Annotated in this window: 20 protein-coding genes; 10 read left to right on the top strand and 10 right to left on the bottom strand. The window is 70.4% G+C overall.

What is annotated here, in order from left to right; translation table 11 throughout:
* Positions 1-16 precede the first annotated feature (16 nt).
* The 6 genes from Q9S71_RS07085 to Q9S71_RS07060 all read right to left on the bottom strand — a co-directional run bounded on the left by Q9S71_RS07085 (position 17) and on the right by Q9S71_RS07060 (position 6335).
* Positions 17-1204 (bottom strand): thiolase family protein, encoded by a 1188-nt coding sequence (locus Q9S71_RS07085; protein ID WP_311861395.1) that lies wholly within the window; start codon positions 1202-1204, stop codon positions 17-19.
* Complete coding sequence (locus tag Q9S71_RS07080) at positions 1201-2391, bottom strand: bifunctional 2-methylcitrate synthase/citrate synthase (RefSeq protein ID WP_311861393.1); 1191 nt, start codon at positions 2389-2391, stop codon at positions 1201-1203. The genes Q9S71_RS07085 and Q9S71_RS07080 overlap by 4 nt, the downstream gene beginning before the upstream one ends.
* 22 nt (positions 2392-2413) lie before the next feature.
* Positions 2414-3313: a methylisocitrate lyase gene (gene prpB / locus Q9S71_RS07075; protein WP_311861391.1), complete on the bottom strand. Its 900-nt coding sequence runs from the start codon at positions 3311-3313 to the stop codon at positions 2414-2416.
* Positions 3314-3473: 160 nt separating this feature from the next.
* On the bottom strand, positions 3474-5000 hold the full coding sequence (locus tag Q9S71_RS07070; protein ID WP_311861389.1) for an MmgE/PrpD family protein: 1527 nt from the start codon (positions 4998-5000) through the stop codon (positions 3474-3476).
* On the bottom strand, positions 4997-5668 hold the full coding sequence (locus Q9S71_RS07065) for a GntR family transcriptional regulator (RefSeq protein ID WP_311861386.1): 672 nt from the start codon (positions 5666-5668) through the stop codon (positions 4997-4999). The genes Q9S71_RS07070 and Q9S71_RS07065 overlap by 4 nt, the downstream gene beginning before the upstream one ends.
* A 58-nt stretch (positions 5669-5726) precedes the next feature.
* Positions 5727-6335 carry a TetR/AcrR family transcriptional regulator gene (locus tag Q9S71_RS07060; protein WP_311861385.1) on the bottom strand — a complete coding sequence of 203 codons (609 nt, stop codon included), beginning with the start codon at positions 6333-6335 and terminating at the stop codon, positions 5727-5729.
* Between the two features lie 68 nt (positions 6336-6403).
* Between Q9S71_RS07060 and Q9S71_RS07055 the strand changes: the two genes are divergently transcribed.
* Entirely contained in the window at positions 6404-7381 is a 978-nt protein-coding gene (locus Q9S71_RS07055) for a zinc-binding dehydrogenase (RefSeq protein ID WP_311861384.1), read from the top strand.
* A gap of 49 nt (positions 7382-7430) precedes the next feature.
* Positions 7431-7964, top strand: coding sequence for a ribonuclease H family protein (locus Q9S71_RS07050; protein WP_217532471.1), 534 nt, complete (start codon positions 7431-7433; stop codon positions 7962-7964).
* A 109-nt stretch (positions 7965-8073) separates the two neighbouring features.
* Here the strand turns inward: Q9S71_RS07050 and Q9S71_RS07045 are convergent, their stop codons facing one another.
* Positions 8074-8553 carry an NUDIX hydrolase gene (locus tag Q9S71_RS07045; RefSeq protein WP_311861382.1) on the bottom strand — a complete coding sequence of 160 codons (480 nt, stop codon included), beginning with the start codon at positions 8551-8553 and terminating at the stop codon, positions 8074-8076.
* 16 nt (positions 8554-8569) lie between these two features.
* On the bottom strand, positions 8570-9583 hold the full coding sequence (locus Q9S71_RS07040) for an aldo/keto reductase family protein (RefSeq protein WP_217532468.1): 1014 nt from the start codon (positions 9581-9583) through the stop codon (positions 8570-8572).
* A gap of 162 nt (positions 9584-9745) precedes the next feature.
* Here Q9S71_RS07040 and Q9S71_RS07035 point away from each other — a divergent pair, with 162 nt between their 5' ends.
* Genes Q9S71_RS07035 through Q9S71_RS07025 form a run of 3 tightly spaced genes read left to right on the top strand, consistent with a single transcriptional unit; the run spans position 9746 to position 12596 of the window.
* Positions 9746-10789, top strand: coding sequence for an ABC transporter substrate-binding protein (locus tag Q9S71_RS07035; RefSeq protein ID WP_311861381.1), 1044 nt, complete (start codon positions 9746-9748; stop codon positions 10787-10789).
* On the top strand, positions 10762-11838 hold the full coding sequence (locus Q9S71_RS07030) for a FecCD family ABC transporter permease (protein WP_311861380.1): 1077 nt from the start codon (positions 10762-10764) through the stop codon (positions 11836-11838). Before Q9S71_RS07035 ends, Q9S71_RS07030 begins: the two co-directional genes overlap by 28 nt.
* The gene (locus tag Q9S71_RS07025; RefSeq protein ID WP_311861379.1) at positions 11835-12596 is read left to right on the top strand and encodes an ABC transporter ATP-binding protein; all 762 of its coding nucleotides are present in this window, start codon (positions 11835-11837) and stop codon (positions 12594-12596) included. Before Q9S71_RS07030 ends, Q9S71_RS07025 begins: the two co-directional genes overlap by 4 nt.
* Positions 12597-12611: 15 nt before the next feature.
* Here the strand turns inward: Q9S71_RS07025 and rlmN are convergent, their stop codons facing one another.
* Positions 12612-13868, bottom strand: a complete 1257-nt coding sequence (gene rlmN, locus Q9S71_RS07020) for a dual-specificity RNA methyltransferase RlmN (RefSeq protein ID WP_422880335.1) — start codon at positions 13866-13868, stop codon at positions 12612-12614.
* 59 nt (positions 13869-13927) lie between these two features.
* On the opposite strand from rlmN, the gene Q9S71_RS07015 reads away from it, so the two are divergent.
* The 3 genes from Q9S71_RS07015 to Q9S71_RS07005 all read left to right on the top strand — a co-directional run bounded on the left by Q9S71_RS07015 (position 13928) and on the right by Q9S71_RS07005 (position 18415).
* Entirely contained in the window at positions 13928-14821 is an 894-nt protein-coding gene (locus Q9S71_RS07015) for a PRD domain-containing protein (protein ID WP_311861378.1), read from the top strand.
* A 219-nt stretch (positions 14822-15040) separates the two neighbouring features.
* Positions 15041-16900: a beta-glucoside-specific PTS transporter subunit IIABC gene (locus Q9S71_RS07010; protein ID WP_311861377.1), complete on the top strand. Its 1860-nt coding sequence runs from the start codon at positions 15041-15043 to the stop codon at positions 16898-16900.
* 96 nt (positions 16901-16996) lie between these two features.
* Positions 16997-18415, top strand: coding sequence for a glycoside hydrolase family 1 protein (locus tag Q9S71_RS07005; protein ID WP_311861375.1), 1419 nt, complete (start codon positions 16997-16999; stop codon positions 18413-18415).
* 1 nt (position 18416) lies between these two features.
* Here Q9S71_RS07005 and mmuM read toward each other — a convergent pair whose 3' ends face one another.
* Positions 18417-19340 carry a homocysteine S-methyltransferase gene (gene mmuM / locus Q9S71_RS07000; RefSeq protein ID WP_311861374.1) on the bottom strand — a complete coding sequence of 308 codons (924 nt, stop codon included), beginning with the start codon at positions 19338-19340 and terminating at the stop codon, positions 18417-18419.
* A 56-nt stretch (positions 19341-19396) separates the two neighbouring features.
* Here mmuM and Q9S71_RS06995 point away from each other — a divergent pair, with 56 nt between their 5' ends.
* Positions 19397-19864 carry a GNAT family N-acetyltransferase gene (locus Q9S71_RS06995; protein WP_311861373.1) on the top strand — a complete coding sequence of 156 codons (468 nt, stop codon included), beginning with the start codon at positions 19397-19399 and terminating at the stop codon, positions 19862-19864.
* Between the two features lie 35 nt (positions 19865-19899).
* A complete protein-coding gene (locus Q9S71_RS06990; RefSeq protein ID WP_311861372.1) occupies positions 19900-20748 on the top strand; it encodes a Cof-type HAD-IIB family hydrolase in 849 nt (282 codons plus the stop codon).
* The last annotated feature ends 24 nt before the right edge of the window (positions 20749-20772 follow it).

The raw sequence follows: 20772 nt of genomic DNA, 5'->3' as shown, positions 1-20772 counted from the left end.
CAGGTGCTCGCCGCGCTCAGCCGTCCCAGCGACGCAGCAGCGCGGCGAGCGCCTGGCCGCCGCCGATGCACATCGTGACCACGGCGTACTCCGCACCCGTGCGCTGCAGGGTCAGCGCCGCCCGGACCGTGAGGATCGTCCCGGTCGCCCCGACCGGGTGACCGAGCGCGATCGCACCGCCGTACGGGTTCGTCCGCTCGGGATCGAGCCCGGTGTCCCGCATGACGGCGATCACCTGGGACGCGAACGCCTCGTTCAGCTCGACGGTCGCGATGTCGGCCGGGGTCAGCCCCGTCTGCGCGAAGAGCTTCTTCAGCGCGAGCGTCGGGGCGTACCCCATGATCGCGGGGTCGAGCGCGGCGGTCGTGACCGCCTCGATCGTGGCCAGCGCGGACAGCCCCTCGGCCCGCACGTCGGACTCGCGCATGAGCACGGTCGCGGCGGCGCCGTCGTTGATGCCCGAGGCGTTCCCCGGGGTGACCGTCCCGTCCGTCGTGAACGCCGGTCGCAGCCGGGCGAGCGCCTCGAGGGTCGTGTCGGGTCGCGGATGCTCGTCGGCGGTCACCTCGACCGGCCGGCGTCCGGTGGTGGTCGTCGGGGCGATCTCCTGCGCGAACGCCGCGCGGGCGGCATCCGTCGCTGCGCGTCGTTGCGACTCGACCGCATACGCGTCCTGCTCCTCGCGCGTCACACCGAACCGCTCGGCTACCGTCTCGGCCGTCGTCCCCATGTGCTTCCCGCTGAAGGGGTCGGTGAGCATGGCGAGCGTCCCGTCGAGCAGGCGCCGGTGGCCGAGCGTCGCCCCCGACCGGGCGTCCATGTCGTAGAACGGCATCCGCGTCATGTTCTCGGCGCCGCCCGCGACGGCGACGTCGATCCCGCCCCAGCGCAGCTCCTGCGCGGCCGACCAGATCGACTGCAGACCCGACCCGCACAGCCGGTTCACCGTGAACGCAGGGGTGTCGTCGGCGAGGCCCGCCGCCAGCGCGATGCGGCGCGCGATGTAGGCGTCGCCCGCGACCTGACCGATCGTGCCGATCACGACCTCGCCCACCCGCTGCGGGTCGACTCCCGATCGACCGAGCGCCGCCGTCACCGCCTGCGCGCCCAGCTCGTGGGCCGGGGTGTCGCGGAACGCGCCGTCGAACCGGCCGACCGGGGTGCGCGCGCCGGCGACGATCGCGATGCGCTCGGCAGAGGTCACCCCGCGGCCTCCTCCGGCCGCTCCAGCGCCTCGACCTCGGCGGCATCCGGAACGTAGCCGTCGATGTGCCGCTCGGCCGCGCCGTCGTAGGCGGACAGGGGACGGATGAGGGCGTTGGATGCCTGCTGCTCCATGATGTGCGCCGTCCACCCCGTGATCCGCGCCGCGATGAACAGCGGCGTGAAGGTCAGGGTGTCGAAGCCGATCAGGCTGTACGCCGGGCCCGACGGGTAGTCGAGGTTCGGGTAGATGCCCTTGCGCGAGACGAACTCGGACTCGAGCGTCTCGTACAGCTCCGCGACGTCCCGGCGGTCGTAGTGCGCGACGAGCGCGTCGAGCGCGGCCTTCATCGTCGGCACGCGGGAGTCGCCGCGCTTGTAGACGCGGTGCCCGAAGCCCATGATCTTGCGCTTGGCGGCGAGGGCCTCGTCGAGCCACGGCACGACCGCGTCGGCGGTTCCGATCTCGTCGAAGATGTGCATGACGGCCTCGTTCGCACCGCCGTGCAGCGGTCCCTTGAGGGCACCGATCGCACCCACGACCGAGGAGTACAGGTCGCTGAGGGTCGAGGCGATCACGCGCGCCGTGAAGGTCGAGGCGTTGAACGAGTGCTCGGCGTAGAGGATCATCGAGCGGTTGAAGGCGTCGACGACGACCTCGTCGGGCTCCTCGCCGAAGGTCATCCAGAGGAAGTTCGCGGCGTACCCGAGGTCCTCGCGCGGCTCGACGATCTCCTCGCCGCGGCGGCGTCGCTGGCCGTACGCGACGACGGCGGGCAGGATCGCGAAGAGGCGGATGCTGCGGTCCAGGTTCTCGGCCGGGGTGCCCGCGGCATCCAACACGTTCGCGATCCCCGCGGTCTCGAACGCCCCGAGCACGCTCACGACCGTCCGGGCCTCGTCCATCGGATGCGCCGAGACCGGCATCGCGTCGATGAAGGAGCGGATGTCGGCGGGCAGCGCGCGGTTCGCGCGCTCGACCGCCTGCAGCTCGGCGAGCTGGTCGGCCGTCGGCAGCTCGCCGTGCCACAGCAGGTAGGCGACCGCCTCGAACGACTGCGTCGCGGCGAGCTCCTGCACGGGGTAGCCGCGGTAGAGCAGCGAGTTCGTCTCGGGGTTGACCTTGCTGATCGAGGTCGTGTCGGCGTAGACGCCGGCGAGACCCTTCTTGATGTCGGGGTCGGTCATGCTCGCTCCTGTTCCTCGACCGTCAGCGGTCGATCCGGAAGGTGAAGACGTTCGTGTCGAAGTGGTTGTACGACTCGTAGTCGATGAGGTCGTACAGGTCGGCGCGGTGCTGCATCTCGCCGAGCCGGGACGTGAGGTGCCCGTCGTCGATCAGCGTATCGAGCGCACGCTCGGCCGCGCCCATCGCCATCCGCAGGAGCGACACCGGCCAGATGACGATGTTCACCCCGACGTCCCGCAGCTGGTCGACCGTGAACAGGTCGCTCTTGCCGAACTCGGTCATGTTCGCGAGGATCGGCACGTCGACCGCCTCGCGCACCGCCGCGAACTCCTCGAGGGTGCGCATGGCCTCGGGGAAGATCGCATCGGCGCCCGCGTCCACCAGCTTGCGCGCGCGGTCGGTCGCGGCATCCAGTCCTTCGACGGCGCGGATGTCGGTGCGCGCCATCACGAGGAAGTTCGGGTCGCGGCGTGCGTCGACCGCGGCGCGGATGCGCTTGAGCGCCGTGTCCTCGTCGACGACCGCCTTGCCGTCGAGGTGGCCGCAGCGCTTGGGGTTGACCTGGTCCTCGATGTGCGCACCGGCGATGCCGGCGTCCTCGAGGGTCTGGATCGTCCGCGCCACGTTCATCGGCTCACCGAAGCCCGTGTCGGCGTCGATGATCGCGGGCAGCTCGGTCGTCCGGGCGATCTGCTGCCCGCGCGCGGCGACCTCGGTGAGCGTCGTCAGGCCGATGTCGGGCAGTCCCAGGTCGGCCGAAAGGACGGCGCCCGAGATGTACACGCCCTCGAACCCCTTGCGCTCGATGAGCCGGGCCGACAGCGGGTTGAAGGCGCCGGGGAACCGCAGCAGCTCCCCCGAGGCGAGCCGCTCCCGGAACAGGCGGCGCTTCTCGTGCGCCGGCGTCTGCGCGTACAGCATCAGCAGGCACTCCTCTCGGCGCGGGGATGTTCGGTGGTCCGTCCCGACGCGTCGCCGCCCCGGGCGGGTGCCGCGGAATCGCGCGGTTCGTGCCCGGCGTCGGACCGCACTCGCGAGCGGAGGGACTGGATACCGAACGCGCGGCCGACGATGCTCTCCATCAGAACAGTCCCGTCGGCGCGGGTGCGGTCTCGAGGACGCCGGGCGCCGCGACGATGTCGAGCTGCCGCACCTCGTCGGGCGTCAGCTCGGGCAGGCGCTGCACGAGCGCGAGGAACCGCTCGATCTCGGCGGGCTCGAGCACGGGCTCGGCCAGCAGCCGGAACTTGCGGATGTAGTCCTCGCGGGCGAACGGCCTCGCCCCCAGCGGGTGAGCGTCGGCCACGGCGATCTCGTCGACGACGGTGGAGCCGTCGGCGAGGGTGATCTCGACGCGACCGCCGAACGCCTTCTCGGCTGGGTCTTCCGAGTGGTAGCGGCGCGTCCACTCGGCATCCTCGGCGGTCGTCACCTTGTGCCATAGAGCCACCGTGTCGGGGCGGCCGGCGCGCTCGGGCGTGTACGAGTCGACGTGGTGCCATCCGCCGTCCTGCAGCGCGACCGCGTAGATGTACGGGATCGAGTGGTCGAGCGTCTCGCGGGATGCCGCGGGGTCGTACTTCTGCGGGTCGCCGGCGCCCGAGCCGATCACGTAGTGCGTGTGGTGGCTCGTGTGCAGGACAATCGAGGCGATGTTGGCCGGGTCGCGGAGTTCGGGCCGCTCGGTGCCGAGCTTGCGGGCGAGGTCGATCCACGCCTGCGCCTGGTACTCGGCCGAGTGCTCCTTCGTGTACGTGTCGAGGATGCCGCGCTTCGGCTCGCCGGCGGCGGGGAGCGGCACCTCGTAGGCGGCGTCCTTGCCGTCGAGGAGCCAGGCGATGACGCCGTCCTCACCCTCGTAGATCGGCGACGGCGAGGTCTCGCCGCGCATCGCGCGGTCGACGGCTTCGACCGCCATCTTCCCGGCGAAGGCGGGGGCGTGCGCCTTCCACGTCGAGATCTCGCCCTTCCGCGATTGACGCGTCGCAGTCGTGGTGTGAAGTGCCTGCGCGACGGCCTGGGAGATCGTGTCGACATCGAGGCCGAGGAGGGTTCCGATGCCGGCGGCGGCCGACGGGCCGAGGTGCGCGACGTGATCGATCTTGTGCTTGTGCAGGCTGATCGCCCGGACGAGGTCGACCTGGATCTCGTACCCGGTCGCGAGCCCGCGGACCAGGGCTGCCCCGTCGGCGCCGACGTGCTGCGCGACCGCGAGGATCGCGGGGATGTTGTCGCCCGGGTGCGAGTACTCCGCCGCCAGGAACGTGTCGTGGTAGTCGAGTTCGCGGACGGCGACGCCGTTGGCCCACGCCGCCCACTCCGGGCTCGTGCGCGTCTCGTTCGGCACGCCGAACACCGTGCCGCCGTAGCCGCCCGTCGACACCGGGTGCGACAGCGCCTGCGAACGGGCTGCGCTGACGGGACGACGGGTGAGGGATGCCGCGGCCACCGCCGCGTTGTCGATGACCCGGTTCACGATCATGTCGACGACGTCGTCCTCGACGGGGACCGGATCGACGGCGACCTGCGCGATCTTGTGGGCGAGCTGCTCCTCGCGGGGCAGCGGCTCGTCGCTGCGGTAGACGCGGACGTGGTGGGTGACGGTCATGACGGTTCCTCCGGGGTGTCGGACAGGGAGTCGAGGATCGAGGCGAGCGCGTTGTGCAGGTGCACGTGCGTCGCGTGGGCGGCGAGGTCGCCGTCACCGGCGGCGATCGCGCCCGCGATGAGGCGGTGCTCGGCGACCGAGGCGGCGAGGCGTTCGGGGTTGTCGCGAGCCAGGCGCCGCACGCGCACGAGGTGAGTGCGGACGGTGCGCAGCGCCGAGGTGAGGTAGTCGTTGCGGACGGCGGCGTCGAGTTCGGCGTCGAAGCGGGCGATGAGCGCGTAGTAGGCGTCGGCGTCGGATGCCGCTCCGCCCGACGCCTGCGTCGCTGCGAACTCGGCGGCGAGCGCAGCGAAGACGGAGCGACCGCCCGCTCGGGCCGCCAACCGGGCCGCGGTCTCCTCGAGCGCGCGGCGCACGGCGAACAGGGCCTCGATATCGGAGGCGTCGATGCCGGCGACGACGGTGACCCGCGGGGACGCCTGCTCGACGAGCCCGTCGGCGGCGAGTCGGCGGAGTGCCTCGCGGAGCGGTGTCCGGCTCACGCCGAGTCGTGCGGCCTGCTCGACCTCGGCCAGAACGGCCCCGGGAGGCAGCGTCCCGTCCTGGATCTCGCGCAGCAGCGTCTCGTACGCGCGGACCCCGGCGTACCGCGCGGGTGCATCCGTCATGATCTCAGTGTATGCACAGTGGGCCTGGGTGGAGGCGTTGCAGGAGTAGATCCCCGCCTTATGTATACACAGGCGTCAGGCCGACATCCCACGACGCGACAGCGGTGAGGACCACGCCGAGGCTGCGATCAGCGGCATCCGGATCCACCCTCGCCACGGCGAGCGCGGCGATCACCAGCGACGCACAGACCTCCGAGAGAGCCGCGCGCGAGGCTGCCGAGATCTCCGGCCGCGCGGAATCCACACCCGCGGCGATCGCGGCACGGAGCTCATCGGTGTACGCCGTGACGAGCGCGCGCACGTCGGGGTCGTCGTCGACGACGGGCGCGCATGCGGCGTTGAGCAGCAGGCATCCCGCCTGGGCCCGCGGCGTTCCGCTCGCGATCGCGCGCCGCATCTCGGCGACGTAGTGCTCGAGCGCGTCGGGACCGGCATCCGATCGCTGCAGCCGGCCGATGCGGGAGCGCACAACCTCGTCGAGGTACCGCGCGACGACGGCCTCGAATAGACCCTTCTTGCTGCCGAACGCGTGGTACAGGCTCGAGCGCTTGAGCCCCGTCGCCGCTTCGAGTTCCGCCACACCGGTCTCGGCGTACCCGCGCGCCCAGAAGACGTCGCGCGCAGCGCGGACGACGTCATCGCGGTCGAATGTCGCCGTGCGTCCCATGGATGCCCCTCTCAGCCGTCGGTACTATATTAGACCGATCGTTACAAAATGACGCCTTGGAGGAAAACATGCGCGCAGTCACCCACCCCGTCTTCGGCGAACCGGCCGACGTCCTCGAGACCACGGAGCTCCCCGACCCCACCCCCGGTGCGGGAGAGGTCCGGGTGCGGCTGCTCGCCTCGCCGATCCACAACCACGACCTGTGGACCATCCGCGGCACCTACGGCTTCAAGCCGGAACTCCCCGCCCGTTCGGGCACCGAGGCCGTCGGTGTCGTCGAGGAGCTCGGTGAGGGCGTCGAGAACCTGCAGGTCGGCCAGCGCATCGCCACCGGCGGCACCTTCGGCGTGTGGGCCGAGCAGTTCATCGCCCGCGCCGCGACTCTCATCCCCGTTCCCGAGGGCCTTCCCGACGACCAGGCCGCTCAGCTCGTCTCCATGCCGTTCAGCGCCATCAGCCTCATCGACTTCCTCGACGTGAAGCCGGGCGACTGGATCGTACAGAACGCCGCGAACGGCGCCGTCGGCCGCATGGTCGCGCAGATGGGTCGCGCCCGCGGCCTCAACATCCTCGGCCTCGTCCGCCGCAGCGCCGCCGTCACCGAGCTCGCCGAGCAGGGCATCGACCGCGTCGTCGCCGTCGACACCGACGACTGGCGCGACAAGGTCGCCGAGATCACCGGAGGCGCCCCCATCATCGCCGGCGTCGACTCCGTCGGCGGCGAGTCGAGCGGTCACGTCCTCTCGCTCCTCGGCGAGAACGCCACCCTCGTCGTCTTCGGCGCGATGGACGCTCCCGTCATGCAGCTCGCGTCGGGCCCGGTCATCTTCCGCCACATCACGATCAAGGGCTTCTGGGGAAGCAAGGTGAGCACCGAGATGGATGCCGCCAAGCGCGGCCGGCTCTTCGGCGAACTCGCCCAGCACCTCTCTTCCGGCGTCCTGACCCTGCCGGTGTCGGCGACGTTCCCGCTCGAGCAGGCGCGCGACGCCGCCCGTGCGAGCCTGACCGCCGGCCGCGTCGGCAAGGTTCTCCTCCGCCCGTGATCCCCGACCCGCGCGCGGCCACTGCGCCGCGCGCGGGTAGCGTGGTCGGGTGACAGAATCCTCCCGCTATGTCGTGGCCACCGACGGCGCCTGCAAGGGCAATCCCGGACCGACGGGCTGGGCGTGGGTCGGTGAGGACGGCCACTGGGCGGCGGGCTCGATCATCCAGGGCACGAACAACGTCGGCGAGCTGATGGGCCTCCTCAAGGCGATCGAGGACCATGCGGATGTCCGCGAGCTCGTCGTGCAGGCCGACTCCAAGTACGCCATCGACACGTACGAGAAATGGATGGACGGTCACCGCCGCCGCGGCTGGAAGACGTCCACCGGCGCGCCCACGAAGAACGTCGACCTGCTCGAGCAGCTGATCACCGCGCGCGACGCTCGCCGCGCCGCGGGCCTTCCCGACGTGGTCCTCGAACACGTCCGCGGACACCGCGGTCACGTCCTCAACGAGTGGGCCGACGAGCGCGCCGTGCGCGGCGCCGAGCACGCGGCATCCGGCAAAGAATCGGCGTGGTCGTCGCTCGGCGGCCTGCACGAGAGGCTCGACGTGTCCGAGGCGCCGAAGAAGAAGCGCTGACCCGCGCGCCGGTGCGGGCACGGACCGCGGAGTCTTCGCCGAGGTCGAGCTCAGCAACCGGTTCCGACCCGCGACCCCCGCGAATGCTCCGCGGTTGTTGCCGCGGCCGTCAGGTGTCCGCGGCGCTCAGCAGTTCGGCCAGGCGGTCGAACGCCGGCCGCTGCCCCTTCACGACCCGCTCGCGCGCGCGATCCAGCGGCATCCATTCGGCGCGGTCGACCTCGGGGAAGGATGCCGTCCGGCCCGATCGCGGCGGCCACTCCATCTCGAACTCGCCGAACACGAACCCCTCCGCCTCGAAGCCCGCACCGTCGGCGACGAACACCGTCACCCGCTTGCCCGACGAGTACGCGAACGTGCCGAGCTCGGCGTAGTCGGCCTCGGGAGGGGCGACGCCGAGCTCCTCGCGGAACTCGCGCTTCGCGGCATCCAACGTCTCTTCGCCGTCCTCGAGTTCACCCTTCGGGACCGACCAGGCACCCTCGTCCTTCGACGCCCAGTACGGCCCGCCCATGTGAGCGACGAACGCCGACACCCCGCCCCCACCGTCGAGACGGTAGAGCAGGATGCCGGCGCTCTGCGTGACCACGAACGGGCGGCGCTCGTCAGATCAGACGGGACTTCGGCGAGACGGAGTACGTCTCCTCCGGGTCGGTGACCGCCACCGGCGCCAGCGCCTCGTTGATCGCGGCGTACGTGTCGTCGTCGAGCTCGATCCCCGAGGCCTTCACGGTGTCCTCGAGCTGCTCGGGACGCGACGCCCCGATGATCGCCGCGGCGATGTTCGGGTTGTGCAGCACCCACGCGAGGGCGAGCTGCGGCATCGTGATGCCCGCGCCCTCGGCGATCGGCTGCAGCTTCTGCACCGCGGTGAGGGTCTCGTCCTTCATGAAGCGCTTGATCATGTCGGATCCGCCCTTCTCGTCCGTCGCGCGCGAGCCTTCGGGCGCCGGCTGGCCGGGCTGGTACTTGCCCGTCAGGACGCCCTGCGCCAGCGGCGACCACACGATCTGCGAGATGCCGAGCTCCGCAGAGGTCGGGACGACCTTGCCCTCGATGACCCGCCACAGCGCGGAGTACTGCGGCTGGTTCGAGATGAGCTGGAAGCCGAGCTCCTTCGCCAGCGCGTGCCCGGCGCGCAGCTGCTCGGCGGTCCACTCGCTGACGCCGATGTAGAGCGCCTTGCCCTGACGGACGATGTCGGCGAAGGCCTGCATCGTCTCCTCGAGCGGGGTCTCGTAGTCGTAGCGGTGCGCCTGGTAGAGGTCGACGTAGTCGGTGTTCAACCGCTTCAGCGAACCGTTGATGCCCTCGAGCAGGTGCTTGCGCGACAGACCGTGGTCGTTCGGCCCCTTGGGACCGGTCGGCCAGTAGACCTTCGTGAAGATTTCGAGGGATTCGCGGCGCTGACCCTTCAGCGCCTCGGCGAGGACGGACTCGGCCGCCGTGTTCGCGTAGGCGTCGGCGGTGTCGAACGAGGTGATGCCGAGGTCGAGGGCCTTGTGGACCGTTGCGATCGCCGCGTCGTTCTCGACCTGCGAGCCGTGGGTGAGCCAGTTGCCGTAGGTGAGTTCGGTGATCTTGAGGCCGCTGTTGCCCAGGAATCGATAGTTGACCATGCCGACGACGCTACTCCCGCCGCCTGCCGGGTCCTCGAGGCCTTGACAGCGTTACGCCGCGGGCAGAATGACGGCGAGAGGCGGAGCGCTGGATTCGGGAAGGTAAGCCTTACCTTGCTACGATCGCTCATCGACGTCCCCGGCCCCGACGAGAGACCATCGATGCCCTTCCCCCGCCGCTCCGCCCTGCTCGCTACGCTGACCGCCGCCGCCCTCGCCCTGTCGGGGTGCGGCGCCTCCGAGGTCGTGACGCAGAAGGCCGCCGCGACCGGCGAGCGATCGACCGCGTATCCGCTGACGATCGAGAACTGCGGGCGGGCGGTCGAGGTCGACGAGGCGCCGCAGCGGGTCGTCTCGCTCGATCAGAACTCGACGGAGATCCTCCTGTCGCTCGGTCTCGCTGATCGCATCGTCGGCACCGCGTCGTGGACCGATCCTGTGCTCCCCTCACTCGCCGAGGCGAACGAAGAGGTGCCGCGTCTGTCCGACAACGCCCCGACGTACGAGGTCGTGCTCGGCGCCGACCCGGACTTCGTCACGGCCTCGTTCGGGCGCCACTTCGCCGAGGGCGGGGTCGTGACGCGCGACCGGCTCGACGAGACCGGGATCGGCTCGTACCTGTCGCCGACCGATTGCTCCGACGACCGGAGCGTCAACGCCGGCGGGACGCGCACCGCCCCCCTCACGGTCGACGACCTCTACCGCGAGATCCGAGAGCTGGCCGAGATCTTCGACGTCCCCTCTCGGGGAGACGCACTCATCGCCTCACTGAAGAAGCGCGCGGCAGCGGCCGTCGAGGGGGTCGATTTCGGCGGCGAGAAGGTCGTGTTCTGGTTCGCCGACACCCGCACGCCGTACGTCGCCGGCGGGATGGGCGCCCCGGCGATCCTCGCGCGGGACACCGGCATGTCGGGGGCGTTCGCTGACCAGACCGACGATTGGCCGGCCACGTCCTGGGAGGCGATCGTCGAGGCCGACCCCGACGTCATCGTCCTCGGCGACCTGCAGCGCGACCGCTTCCCCGGCGACCGTCTGGACGACAAGATCGCCTTCCTCGAGAGCGACCCGGTCACGCGCTCGCTCGACGCCGTGAAGTACAAGCGCTTCATCGCGTTGCACGGGGCCGAGATGAACCCGTCGATCCGCTTCGTCGACGGTCTCGCGAAGATCCGCACCTGGTGGGACGAGAACGAGGCGGGGCGCTGACCGCCACCGCGGCGCTGCCCGGTCGCCGGGCCCGCCGCATCCCGCTCACCGTCGTCGCCACCGCGCTCTCGGTCGGCCTCGTCGTCCTCACGATCGCCGTCGCATTGACCCTCGGACCGGCGAACGTGTCGCTCGTGAACGTCCGCGACGTGATCACGAACCATCTCGGCCTCACCGACATCCCGGTGCGCGTCGCCGCCGACGCGATCGTCTGGCAGGAGCGCCTCCCCCGTGCGCTCGTGGCCGCGGCCTGCGGTGCGGGCCTCGGGCTCTGCGGTGTCATCCTGCAGTCACTGCTGCGGAACCCCCTCGCCGATCCGTTCGTCCTCGGCGTCTCGTCCGGCGCCTCGACCGGCGCGGTCCTGTTCGGCGTGTTCGGGATCGGCGGCGGCGTGCTCACCCTCTCGGGCGGCGCGTTCCTCGGCGCGCTCGTCGCGTTCGGGCTCGTCCTGGTCGTCTCGCGCTTCACCGGCGGCGGCACCGCCTCGTTCATCCTGGCGGGCATCGCCGCGACCCAGTTCTTCTCCGCCCTCACGTCGCTCGCCGTGTTCGCCTTCGCCGACTCCGACGAGACGCGCGGCGTCATGTTCTGGCTGCTCGGTTCGCTCGAGGGCGTCCGCTGGGACGACGTCGTCCTCTGCGCCGCCGTCGTCCTGGTCGGCGCCGTCGTCGCGGTCGCCTCGGTGCGTCCGCTCGACGCCTTCGCGTTCGGCGACGACGTGGCGGCATCCCTCGGCATCCACGTCGCACGGACACGGATGCTGCTGCTCGTCCTGACCGCGCTGATCGCCGCGACCCTCGTCAGCGTCGCGGGAGCGATCGGGTTCGTCGGTCTCGTCCTGCCGCACGCCGCGCGGCTGCTCGTCGGCTCGCGTCACGCCCGCGTGATCCCCGTGACGATCGGTCTCGGCATGGTGTTCATGATCGCGGTGGATGCCGTGTCCCGCGTCGCGTTCGCACCGACACCGCTCCCGGTGGGGGTCGGCACCGCACTGATCGGGGTCCCGGTCTTCGTCGCCCTCCTCGTCCGACGTCGGAGGCGCGCATGAGCCTCCTCGCGGAGCACGTGTCGTGGCGCCGCGGCGGCACGCTCGTCGTCGACGACGTCTCGCTCGCGCCGAAGCCCGGGTCCGTCGTGGGCCTCCTCGGCCCCAACGGATCGGGCAAGTCGTCGCTCCTGCGCCTCTTGCAGGGATTCGCGAGGCCCGACCAGGGACGCGTCCTCCTCGACGGCTCCGACATCCGGCATCGCGGGCGTCGCGAGGTGGCGCGGACCGTCGCTGCCGTGACCCAGCACGCGACGACCGAGGTCGACCTGACGGTGCGCGACGTCGTCCGCCTCGGCCGCACGCCGCACGTCTCGCTGTGGGGTGCGGGCGGGGCACGGGACGACGAGATCGTCGACGCGGCGATCGCGCAGGCGGGTCTGAGCGAGAAGACGGATGCCCGGTGGCACACCCTGTCGGGCGGCGAGCAGCAGCGCGCCCAGATCGCCCGCGCACTCGCGCAGGAACCCCGCGAGCTGCTGCTCGACGAGCCGACCAATCACCTCGACATCCGCCACCAGCTCGAGCTGCTGAGCCTCGTGCGGAGCCTGCCCGTCACCGTCGTCGTGGCCCTCCACGACCTCAACCTCGCGGCGATGTTCTGCGACGAGGTGCTCGTCATGGCGGCCGGTCGCGCCGTCGCCGCCGGGGCACCGGCCGACGTCCTCACGGACGGCCTCATCGAGGAGGTCTACGGCGTCCGCTGCCGCGTCACGGTCGAGGCCGGACGCCCGACGATCGCCTTCGCACCGCCTCGCTGAGCCGGACGAGGTCGGTCAGACGGATGCCGCCGCGGCCTGATCCTCTTCGGTCGCGACGAGCTGACCGCACGCGCCGTCGATCTCCTTGCCGCGGGTGTCGCGGAGGGTCGTCGGGATGCCGGCGTCGTTGAGCCTGCGGACGAACTCGTTCTGCACGTCGACGTCGGACGAGGTCCAGATCGACCCCGGCGTCGGGTTCAGCGGGATCGGGTTGACGTGCACCCAGCCGCGACCGCGCGCGTTGAGCTTCTCGGCGAGGAGATCGGCGCGCCAGGCGTGGTCGTTCATGTCCTTGATGAGCGCGTACTCGATCGAGACGCGACGCCCGGTCTTGTCGAAGTACTCGCGCGCGGCGTCGAGGGCCTCATCGACCTTCCAGCGCGAGTTGACCGGGATCAGCTCGTCGCGCAGGTGGTCGTCGGGGGCGTGCAGCGACAGTGCGAAGGTGACCGGGATCTCCTCGGCGGACAGCTTGCGGATCGCCGGCACGAGCCCGACGGTCGAGACCGTGATGCCGCGGGCGCTCATGCCGAGCCCGTGCTTCTTGTCGACCATCGTGCGGACGGCCTGCATGACGCGGGCGTAGTTGGCGAGGGGCTCCCCCATGCCCATGAAGACGATGTTCGTGACGCGCTCGTCCTTGTGGCCGACCTTGCGGGGATCGCCCAGGCCGCCGTCGGCGATGAGGCGGTTGGCGCGGACGACCTGGTCGACGATCTCGGCCGCCGACATGTTGCGGGTGAGGCCCGCCTGGCCGGTGGCGCAGAACGGGCAGTTCATGCCGCAGCCGGCCTGGCTCGACACGCACAGCGTGATGCGCCCGGTGTAGCGCATCAGGACGGACTCGACGAGTGCGCCGTCGTGCAGACGCCAGAGGAACTTGATCGTGTCGCCGCCGTCGGTCTCGAGCCGGCGCACCTCGGTCATGAGGTTCGGCAGCAGCCCGCCGACGAGCTCGTCGCGGTTCGCCGCCGGCAGGTCGGTCATGTGGGCGGGGTGGGACGTGTAGTGCTGAAAGTAGTGCTTCTCGAGCTGCGCGGCGCGGAACCCCGGCATCCCGAGCTCCTTCAGCTTCTCTACGCGCGCGTCGTGATCCAGGTCGGCGAGGTGCACCGGCGGCTTGCCCCGCTTGGGGCTCGCGAACTGCAGGAGCGGGCGGCCCTCGGCATCCTTCGCCTGCGTCCACCCCTCGGTCGCGGGACGCACCTGCTTCGGCGTCGTCGAGCGCACGGCGGACATGCCCTCAGGGCGCGCGGGAGTGGACTCGGTCATGCCTTCCAGGCTACCGGCGGCGGGCTGGGCGGATGCCGGGCGGCTCTAGACTCGTCGCCATGACGGATGGGGCTCCGCAGCGGCGCGGGACGGTCGTGCACAAGGTGCTCAACAACAACGTCGTCATCTCCCTCGACGAGCAGGGTCGGGAGCGCGTGCTCATGGGCCGCGGGCTCGGCTTCCAGCTGAAGCCGTCCGACACCCTCGATCCCGCCAAGGTCGAGAAGACCTTCATCCTCGAGACGGGCGAGGACGGCGAACGCGAACGGCGGATGCTGGCGGACACCCCGTACGCGATCGTCGAGGCGGTCTCCCGCGCCGTCGATCAGGCGGAGCGCTCGCTCGGCCACCACCTCGGGCGCCGGCTCACCATGGCGGTCATCGACCACGTCCAGTTCGTGCTCGAGCGCCTCGAGAAGGGCATCCGGATCCCCGCCGCGAACATGCCCGAGCTCCGCGTGCTGCACCCGGCCGAGTTCTCCGCGGCCAGGACCATGGCCGAGTCGATCTCCGCCGCGCTGGAGACCGAACTGCCCGCCGAGGAGGCCGTCTTCCTCACGATGCACGTCCTCAACGCGACCCGCGACGAACCCAACGGGACGGCCGCCCTGCTGTTCCGACGCGTGCAGCACGTCGTGATGACGGTCGAGAACGGGCTCGGGGTGAAGCTCGACGTCGAGAGCCCCGACTACGCCCGGTTCGTGCTGCACATCCAGTTCCTGCTCCAGCGACTGGTGTCGCGGTCCATGCTCCGCAGCGCCGACAGCTCGTTCTTCGAGTTCGCCAAGCACAGCTACCCGCGCTCGTTCGCCATCGCCCAGGAGGTCAAGGCCTACGTCAAGGCCGCGACCGAGTCCGAACTGACCGATGAGGAGCTGCTGTACGTCATCGTGCACGTCGAGCGGCTCGCGTCGCAGGTCGCGGCACCGCCGGCATCCGCTGCGGAGGAATGACGCTGGCGTCCTATTCGGATGCATGCTAGCGTCTCCCCTCGCAGGCCGATGCAGACCTGCGACGCGACGGATTGTTACTGCGGCAGCAGGCAAAACCTGAACTCATATCGCTCACACGAGCGGTGAACGAGTTCAGGTTTTTTTGTTGTCCGGAAACGGCCCGGCCGCGTGTACCACCCGAGACTGCCGCGCCGATGCGGCAAGAAAGAGCGTGTCCCGATGGACTACTCGAAGACCGCGGCCGGCGTCCTGAAGGGCGTCGGCGGAGAAGAGAACGTCAGTTCGCTCGTGCACTGCGCCACCCGCCTGCGCTTCGTGCTGAAGGACGAGTCGAAGGCGGACACCGCCGCCGTGAAGGCGACCCCCGGGGTCGTGACGGTCGCCCAGGCCGGCGGCCAGTACCAGGTGGTCATTGGCAACGACGTCCCCGACGTCTTCGCCGAGATCGGCAAGATCTCGAAGCTCGGCGCGGCCTCGGCCGACGGTGCGACGACGGATGCCCCGAAGGGCAACCTCTTCAACCGCTTCATCTCGATGATCTCGGCGATCTTCACGCCGGTGCTGTGGGCCCTCGCCGGCACCGGTCTGCTGAAGGCGTTCCTCGCCGCCGCCGTCACGTTCGGCTGGATCGCCACCGACACCTCGACCTACGCCGTCCTCAACGCCCTGTCGGACGCCTTCATCAACTTCCTGCCGATCGCCCTGTCGATCACCGCGGCGCGCTACTTCAAGGCCAACGAGTGGACGTCGCTGGCGATCGCCGGCGCGCTCGTCTACCCGACGATGGCCGGCCTCGTCGGCCAGCCGGGTCTCACCTTCTTCGGCATCCCGTTCACGATGGTCAGCTACGTCTCGAGCGTCATCCCGATCATCGTGATCGTGTGGCTGCAGAGCCACGCTGAGAAGGTCCTCTACCGCGTGCTCCCCGGCGCCGTGAAGCGCTTCATGACCCCCATGATCGTCGTGCTCCTCGCCGTCCCGCTCGTCTTCGTCGTGATCGGGCCGATCTCGGACCTCCTCGGCGGCGGCCTCGGCAAGGGTATCGGCTGGATGTTCGAGACCCTGCCGTGGCTCGGCGGCGCAATCATGGGCGGCCTGTGGCAGGTCTTCGTCATCTTCGGTCTCCACTGGGGCCTCGTGCCGCTGTTCACGCTCGAGTTCCAGACGACGGGTCAGATCTCGCTCGTCGGTCCCGTCTTCGCCGCCGTCCTCGCGCAGGCCGCCGCCGTCGCCGGCGTCTGGGTGCGGGCCCGCAACAAGAACCTCAAGTCGCTCGCCGCTCCCGCGACCCTGTCGGGCTTCCTCGCCGGCATCACCGAGCCCGCGATCTACGGCATCAACCTGCCCCTCAAGCGCCCGTTCGCCTTCGGCATCGTCGGTGGCGCGATCGGCGGTGCGATCATCGCGATCGGCGGCGTCTTCGCGAAGGCGTTCGTCGTGCCGTCGGGCCTCGCCCTGCCGGCTCTGCTCGGCAACGGGAACATGGTGTTCCTCGGCATCGGTCTGCTCGTCGCGATCGCCGTGCCGTTCCTGCTGACCGTCATCGTCGGCTTCGTCGAGCCGGCCGAGGACGCTGAGCCCGCCACCGCCACGGCCCCGACCGACCTCGAGGTGCTCAGCCCCCTCGACGGCACGGTCGTCCCGCTGTCCGAGACCCCCGACGCCGCCTTCGCCGAGGGCGCCCTCGGTGACGGCGTCGCGATCCTCCCCCGGAGCGGCGCGCTGTACGCCCCCTTCGACGCGACGATCGCCGCCGCCTTCCCGACCGGTCACGCGATCGGACTGCGGCACGCCGACGGCGCCGAGGTGCTCATCCACATCGGTATCGACACCGTCAAGCTCGGCGGCCGCCACTTCGACGTCAAGGTCACGACGGGTCAGCAGGTGAAAGCCGGCGACCTGCTCGTCGAGTTCGACGGCGACGCGATCGAGAAGGCCGGGTACGACCTGACCACGCCGATCGTCGTCACCAACGGCGAGCTCTACCCCGCGATCACCGGCCGCACCTCGGGCCCGGTCGCGCACGGCGAGCCGCTGTTCACGGCGGTCTCGGTCGAGTCCGCTGCCGTCACGGCCTGATCCGATCCGGATGCCGGGTGTCGCCGCACCCGAAGCGGGGGCACCCGGCATCCACCCTCCCCCTCGAAGACACACGACACGACACGAAAGCGACTCATGAGCACCATCTCGTTCCCCGACGGCTTCCTCTGGGGCGGCGCGACCGCCGCGAACCAGCTCGAGGGCGCGTACCTCGAAGACGGCAAGGGACTCTCGATCCAGGACGTGATGCCGCAGGGCATCATGACCCCGCGGAGCGCCGGCCCGACGGATGACAACCTCAAGCAGGTCGCCATCGACTTCTACCACCGCTACGCGGAGGACATCGCGCTCTTCGCCGAGATGGGGTTCAAGACCTTCCGGTTCTCGATCGCCTGGAGCCGCATCTTCCCGAAGGGCGACGAGACCGAGCCGAACGAGGCCGGCCTCGCCTTCTACGACCGCGTCCTCGACGAGCTCGAGCGCCACGGCATCGAGCCGCTCGTCACGATCTCGCACTACGAGACCCCGCTGCACCTCGCCGAGACCTACGACGGCTGGGTGAACCGCGACATGATCGGGTTCTACGAGCGCTACGTGCGGACGCTCTTCTCGCGCTACGGCGCCCGGGTGAAGTACTGGCTGACCTTCAACGAGATCAACTCGATCGTCCACGCCCCGTTCATGTCGGGCGGGATCAACACCCCGAAGGACGAGCTGTCTCCCTCGGACCTGTACCAGGCGATCCACCACGAGCTGGTGGCATCCGCTCTGGCGACGAAGGCCGCCCGCGAGCTGGCACCGAATGCGCAGATCGGCTGCATGGTGCTGTCGATGCCGGTCTACCCGCTGACCCCGAACCCCGATGACGTGTTCGCCGCACTCACGACGGAGCGGGTGAACCTCGCCTTCGGCGACATCCACGTGCGCGGCGAGTACCCCGGCTACTACCTGCGGAGCCTCCGCGAGCGGGGCGTCGAACTCACCATCACCGACGAGGACCGTGCGCTCCTGAAGGAGAACACCGTCGACTTCGTGTCCTTCAGCTACTACTCCTCGATCTGCGAGACGACCGACGAGTCGAAGCGAATCATGGGTGAAGGCAACCTGTTCGGCGGCGTCAAGAACCCGACGCTCACGGAGTCGGAGTGGGGCTGGCAGATCGACCCCGTGGGCCTGCGTCTCGTGCTCAACCAGTTCTGGGACCGCTGGCAGAAGCCGCTGTTCATCGTCGAGAACGGCCTGGGCGCGAAGGACCAGCTCGTCGAGGTCGACGGTGTGAAGACCGTCCAAGACGACTACCGCATCGCCTACCTTCAGGCGCACCTCGAGGCGGTCGGTGAGGCGATCGCCGACGGCGTCGACCTCATGGGGTACACGACGTGGGGCTGCATCGACCTCGTCTCGGCGTCGACCGCGCAGCTCAGCAAGCGGTACGGCTTCATCTACGTCGACCGGAACGACGACGGGTCGGGCTCGCTCGAGCGCTACAAGAAGGCGTCGTTCGACTGGTACGCCGAAGTGATCCGCACGAACGGCGCATCGCTCTCGCGCTGACTCACCCTCCGATGCGGTCGTGGTTCGCCACGGCCGCATCGTTGTTTCCCGGGCCGGCGAGCCGGGCGGCGAGCGCCGCGATGTCGGCGGGGGTTGTCCGGCAGCACCCGCCGATGAGGCGGGCACCGGCATCCACCCACGCCTCTGCTTCGGCGAAAGCGGCTCCCGCCTCGCCGCGCCAGGATCGGGATGCCGCATCCCACGTCTCGCCGCTGTTCGGGTAGACGACGGCGGCGACCCCGGCCGGCACGCCGCCGAGCACGGCGGGGATGAGCTCGGGCGGACAGCAGTTCGCGCCGACCGCGACGACGCCCGGCGCGGAGGCTGCCGTGGCGAGCGCGTCCGCAAAGCCGCCGTCGTCGAACGCCGTGCTCGCCGCCGACAGCGAGATCCACGCGGGCACGTCGATCCCGTCGAGCGCGAGGGCGATCGCCTCGACCTCGGCGGGAGAGGCGATGGTCTCGATGGCGAGCAGGTCGGGGCCGGCACCGGCGAGCGCCTCGATGCGGCGGCGATGCCAGCGGGCGAGGTCCCCGACCGACATCCCGTAGGCGCCCGTGTACTCGCTGCCGTCGGCACGCACGGCTCCGAAGGGACCGACGGATGCCGCGACCCACGCCCGTCCCGCCGCCGCCTCGCGTGCGAGCCGGACCGACGCCCCGAGCAGCCCGTCGACGGCCGCGTTGTCGTACCCGGCCGCACCGAGGTTGTCGTACCCGAGTTGGTACGAGGCGGTGGTGATCACCTCGGCGCCTGCGGCGACGAACTCGGCGTGCACGTCGCGGACGTCGCCCGGCGCGTCGATGAGGACACCGGCCGACCAGAGTGCGCCGGCGAGATCGTGCCCCCGAGCCTCGAGCATCGTCCCGAGTCCGCCGTCCAGGACGAGCGGACGGTCGGCGATCGCGGCGCGGACATCGGGCATGCGGTCACTTTAGGCGCGCGGGGCTTCGTCCCCGGTGCCGCATTACGCTGAATGATGTGACGACTCCCCGCATCCGCCCGATCTCCGTCGACGACGCGGGCGAGGTGCTCACCCTGCAGCGGGCCGCCTTCGTGCAGGAGGCGCTCATCTACGACGCCGTCGACATGCCGCCGCTCACGCAGACGCTCGACGAGGTCCGCGCCGAACTCAAGGACAACCTCGGATGCGTCGCCCTCGACGGCGAGCGCATGGTGGGCTGCGTGCGCGCCCGCGTCGACGGCGACCTGCTCCTCATCGGCCGCATCGCGATCGCCCCCGACCAGCAGGGTGCCGGGCTCGGCACGAGCCTGCTCACCGCGGTCGAGGAGCGGGGCCGTGAGGCCGGCGCGACGACGGCCGAACTCTTCACGGGGTCGCTCAGCGAGGCGAACATCCGCCTGTATGAACGCGAGGGGTACGAGGAGAGCGAGCGCGTCCCCGGCGACGACGGCACCGAGCAGGTCTTCCTGCGCAAGCAGCTCTGAACCGGCCGCCTCTCTCCATCCGGGAGAATGGAGGCATGACGCGCATCGCTTTCCTGGACGTGGACGGAACCATCCTCGAGCACGGAACGGCCATCGCCGACTCGACGATCACCGCGATCCGGGCGGCACGCGAGAACGGCCACCTCGTCTACCTCTGCACGGGACGCGCCGCCGGCGACATCCACCCCAAGGTCCGCGAGATCGGCTACGACGGCGCGATCACCAACGGCGGCGCCTACGCGGTGCGCGGCGACGAGCTGCTGTTCGCCGACCCGATGCCGCGCGAGGACACCGACCGGCTGATCACCTACTTCGAGGCGGAGGACATCGACTACTTCCTGCAGTCGAACGAGGCCGTCTACGCGAGCGACGGGGTCGGTGCGATGCTCGACGAGTACTTCGCCGAGCGCCGCAAGCGTCACCTCGAGGACGCCCGCCGGCTCGGACAGACCGATGCCGTCGACCCGAAGCCGATCGTCACCTACCGTCCCGTCGGCGAGGCGGACCTGGACGCCATCGCGAAGACCACGTTCATCAGCAAGCGCTCCGACAGCGTCGACAAGGCCCAGGCCGACCTCGGCGAGCGCTTCCACGTCATCCCCGGCAGCATCCCCCTCCCCGGCGGGTCCAACGGGGAGATCGGACTGGCGGGGACGAACAAGGGTTCGGCGATCGTGCGCGTGCTCGACATCCTCGGCCTCGACGCCGCCGACGCGATCGGCATCGGCGACAGCTGGAACGACGCCGAGATGTTCGACGTCGTCGGCTCCCCCGTCGCCATGGGCAACGCCGATCCCGCCCTCAAGGAGCGGGCGGGCAACGTCACGACCGACGTGCTCGACGACGGTGTGTGGAACGCGTTCGTGAAGCTCGGCCTGGTCTGACGCGCGGGCGCGCGTTTGCGCGTT

The organism is Microbacterium gawkjiense (assembly GCF_031932225.1).
In the GTDB taxonomy this organism is placed as follows: Bacteria; Actinomycetota; Actinomycetes; order Actinomycetales; family Microbacteriaceae; genus Microbacterium; species Microbacterium gawkjiense.
The sequence above is the reverse complement of the archived record's forward strand: the minus strand, read 5'-3'. Positions and strand labels throughout refer to the sequence as shown.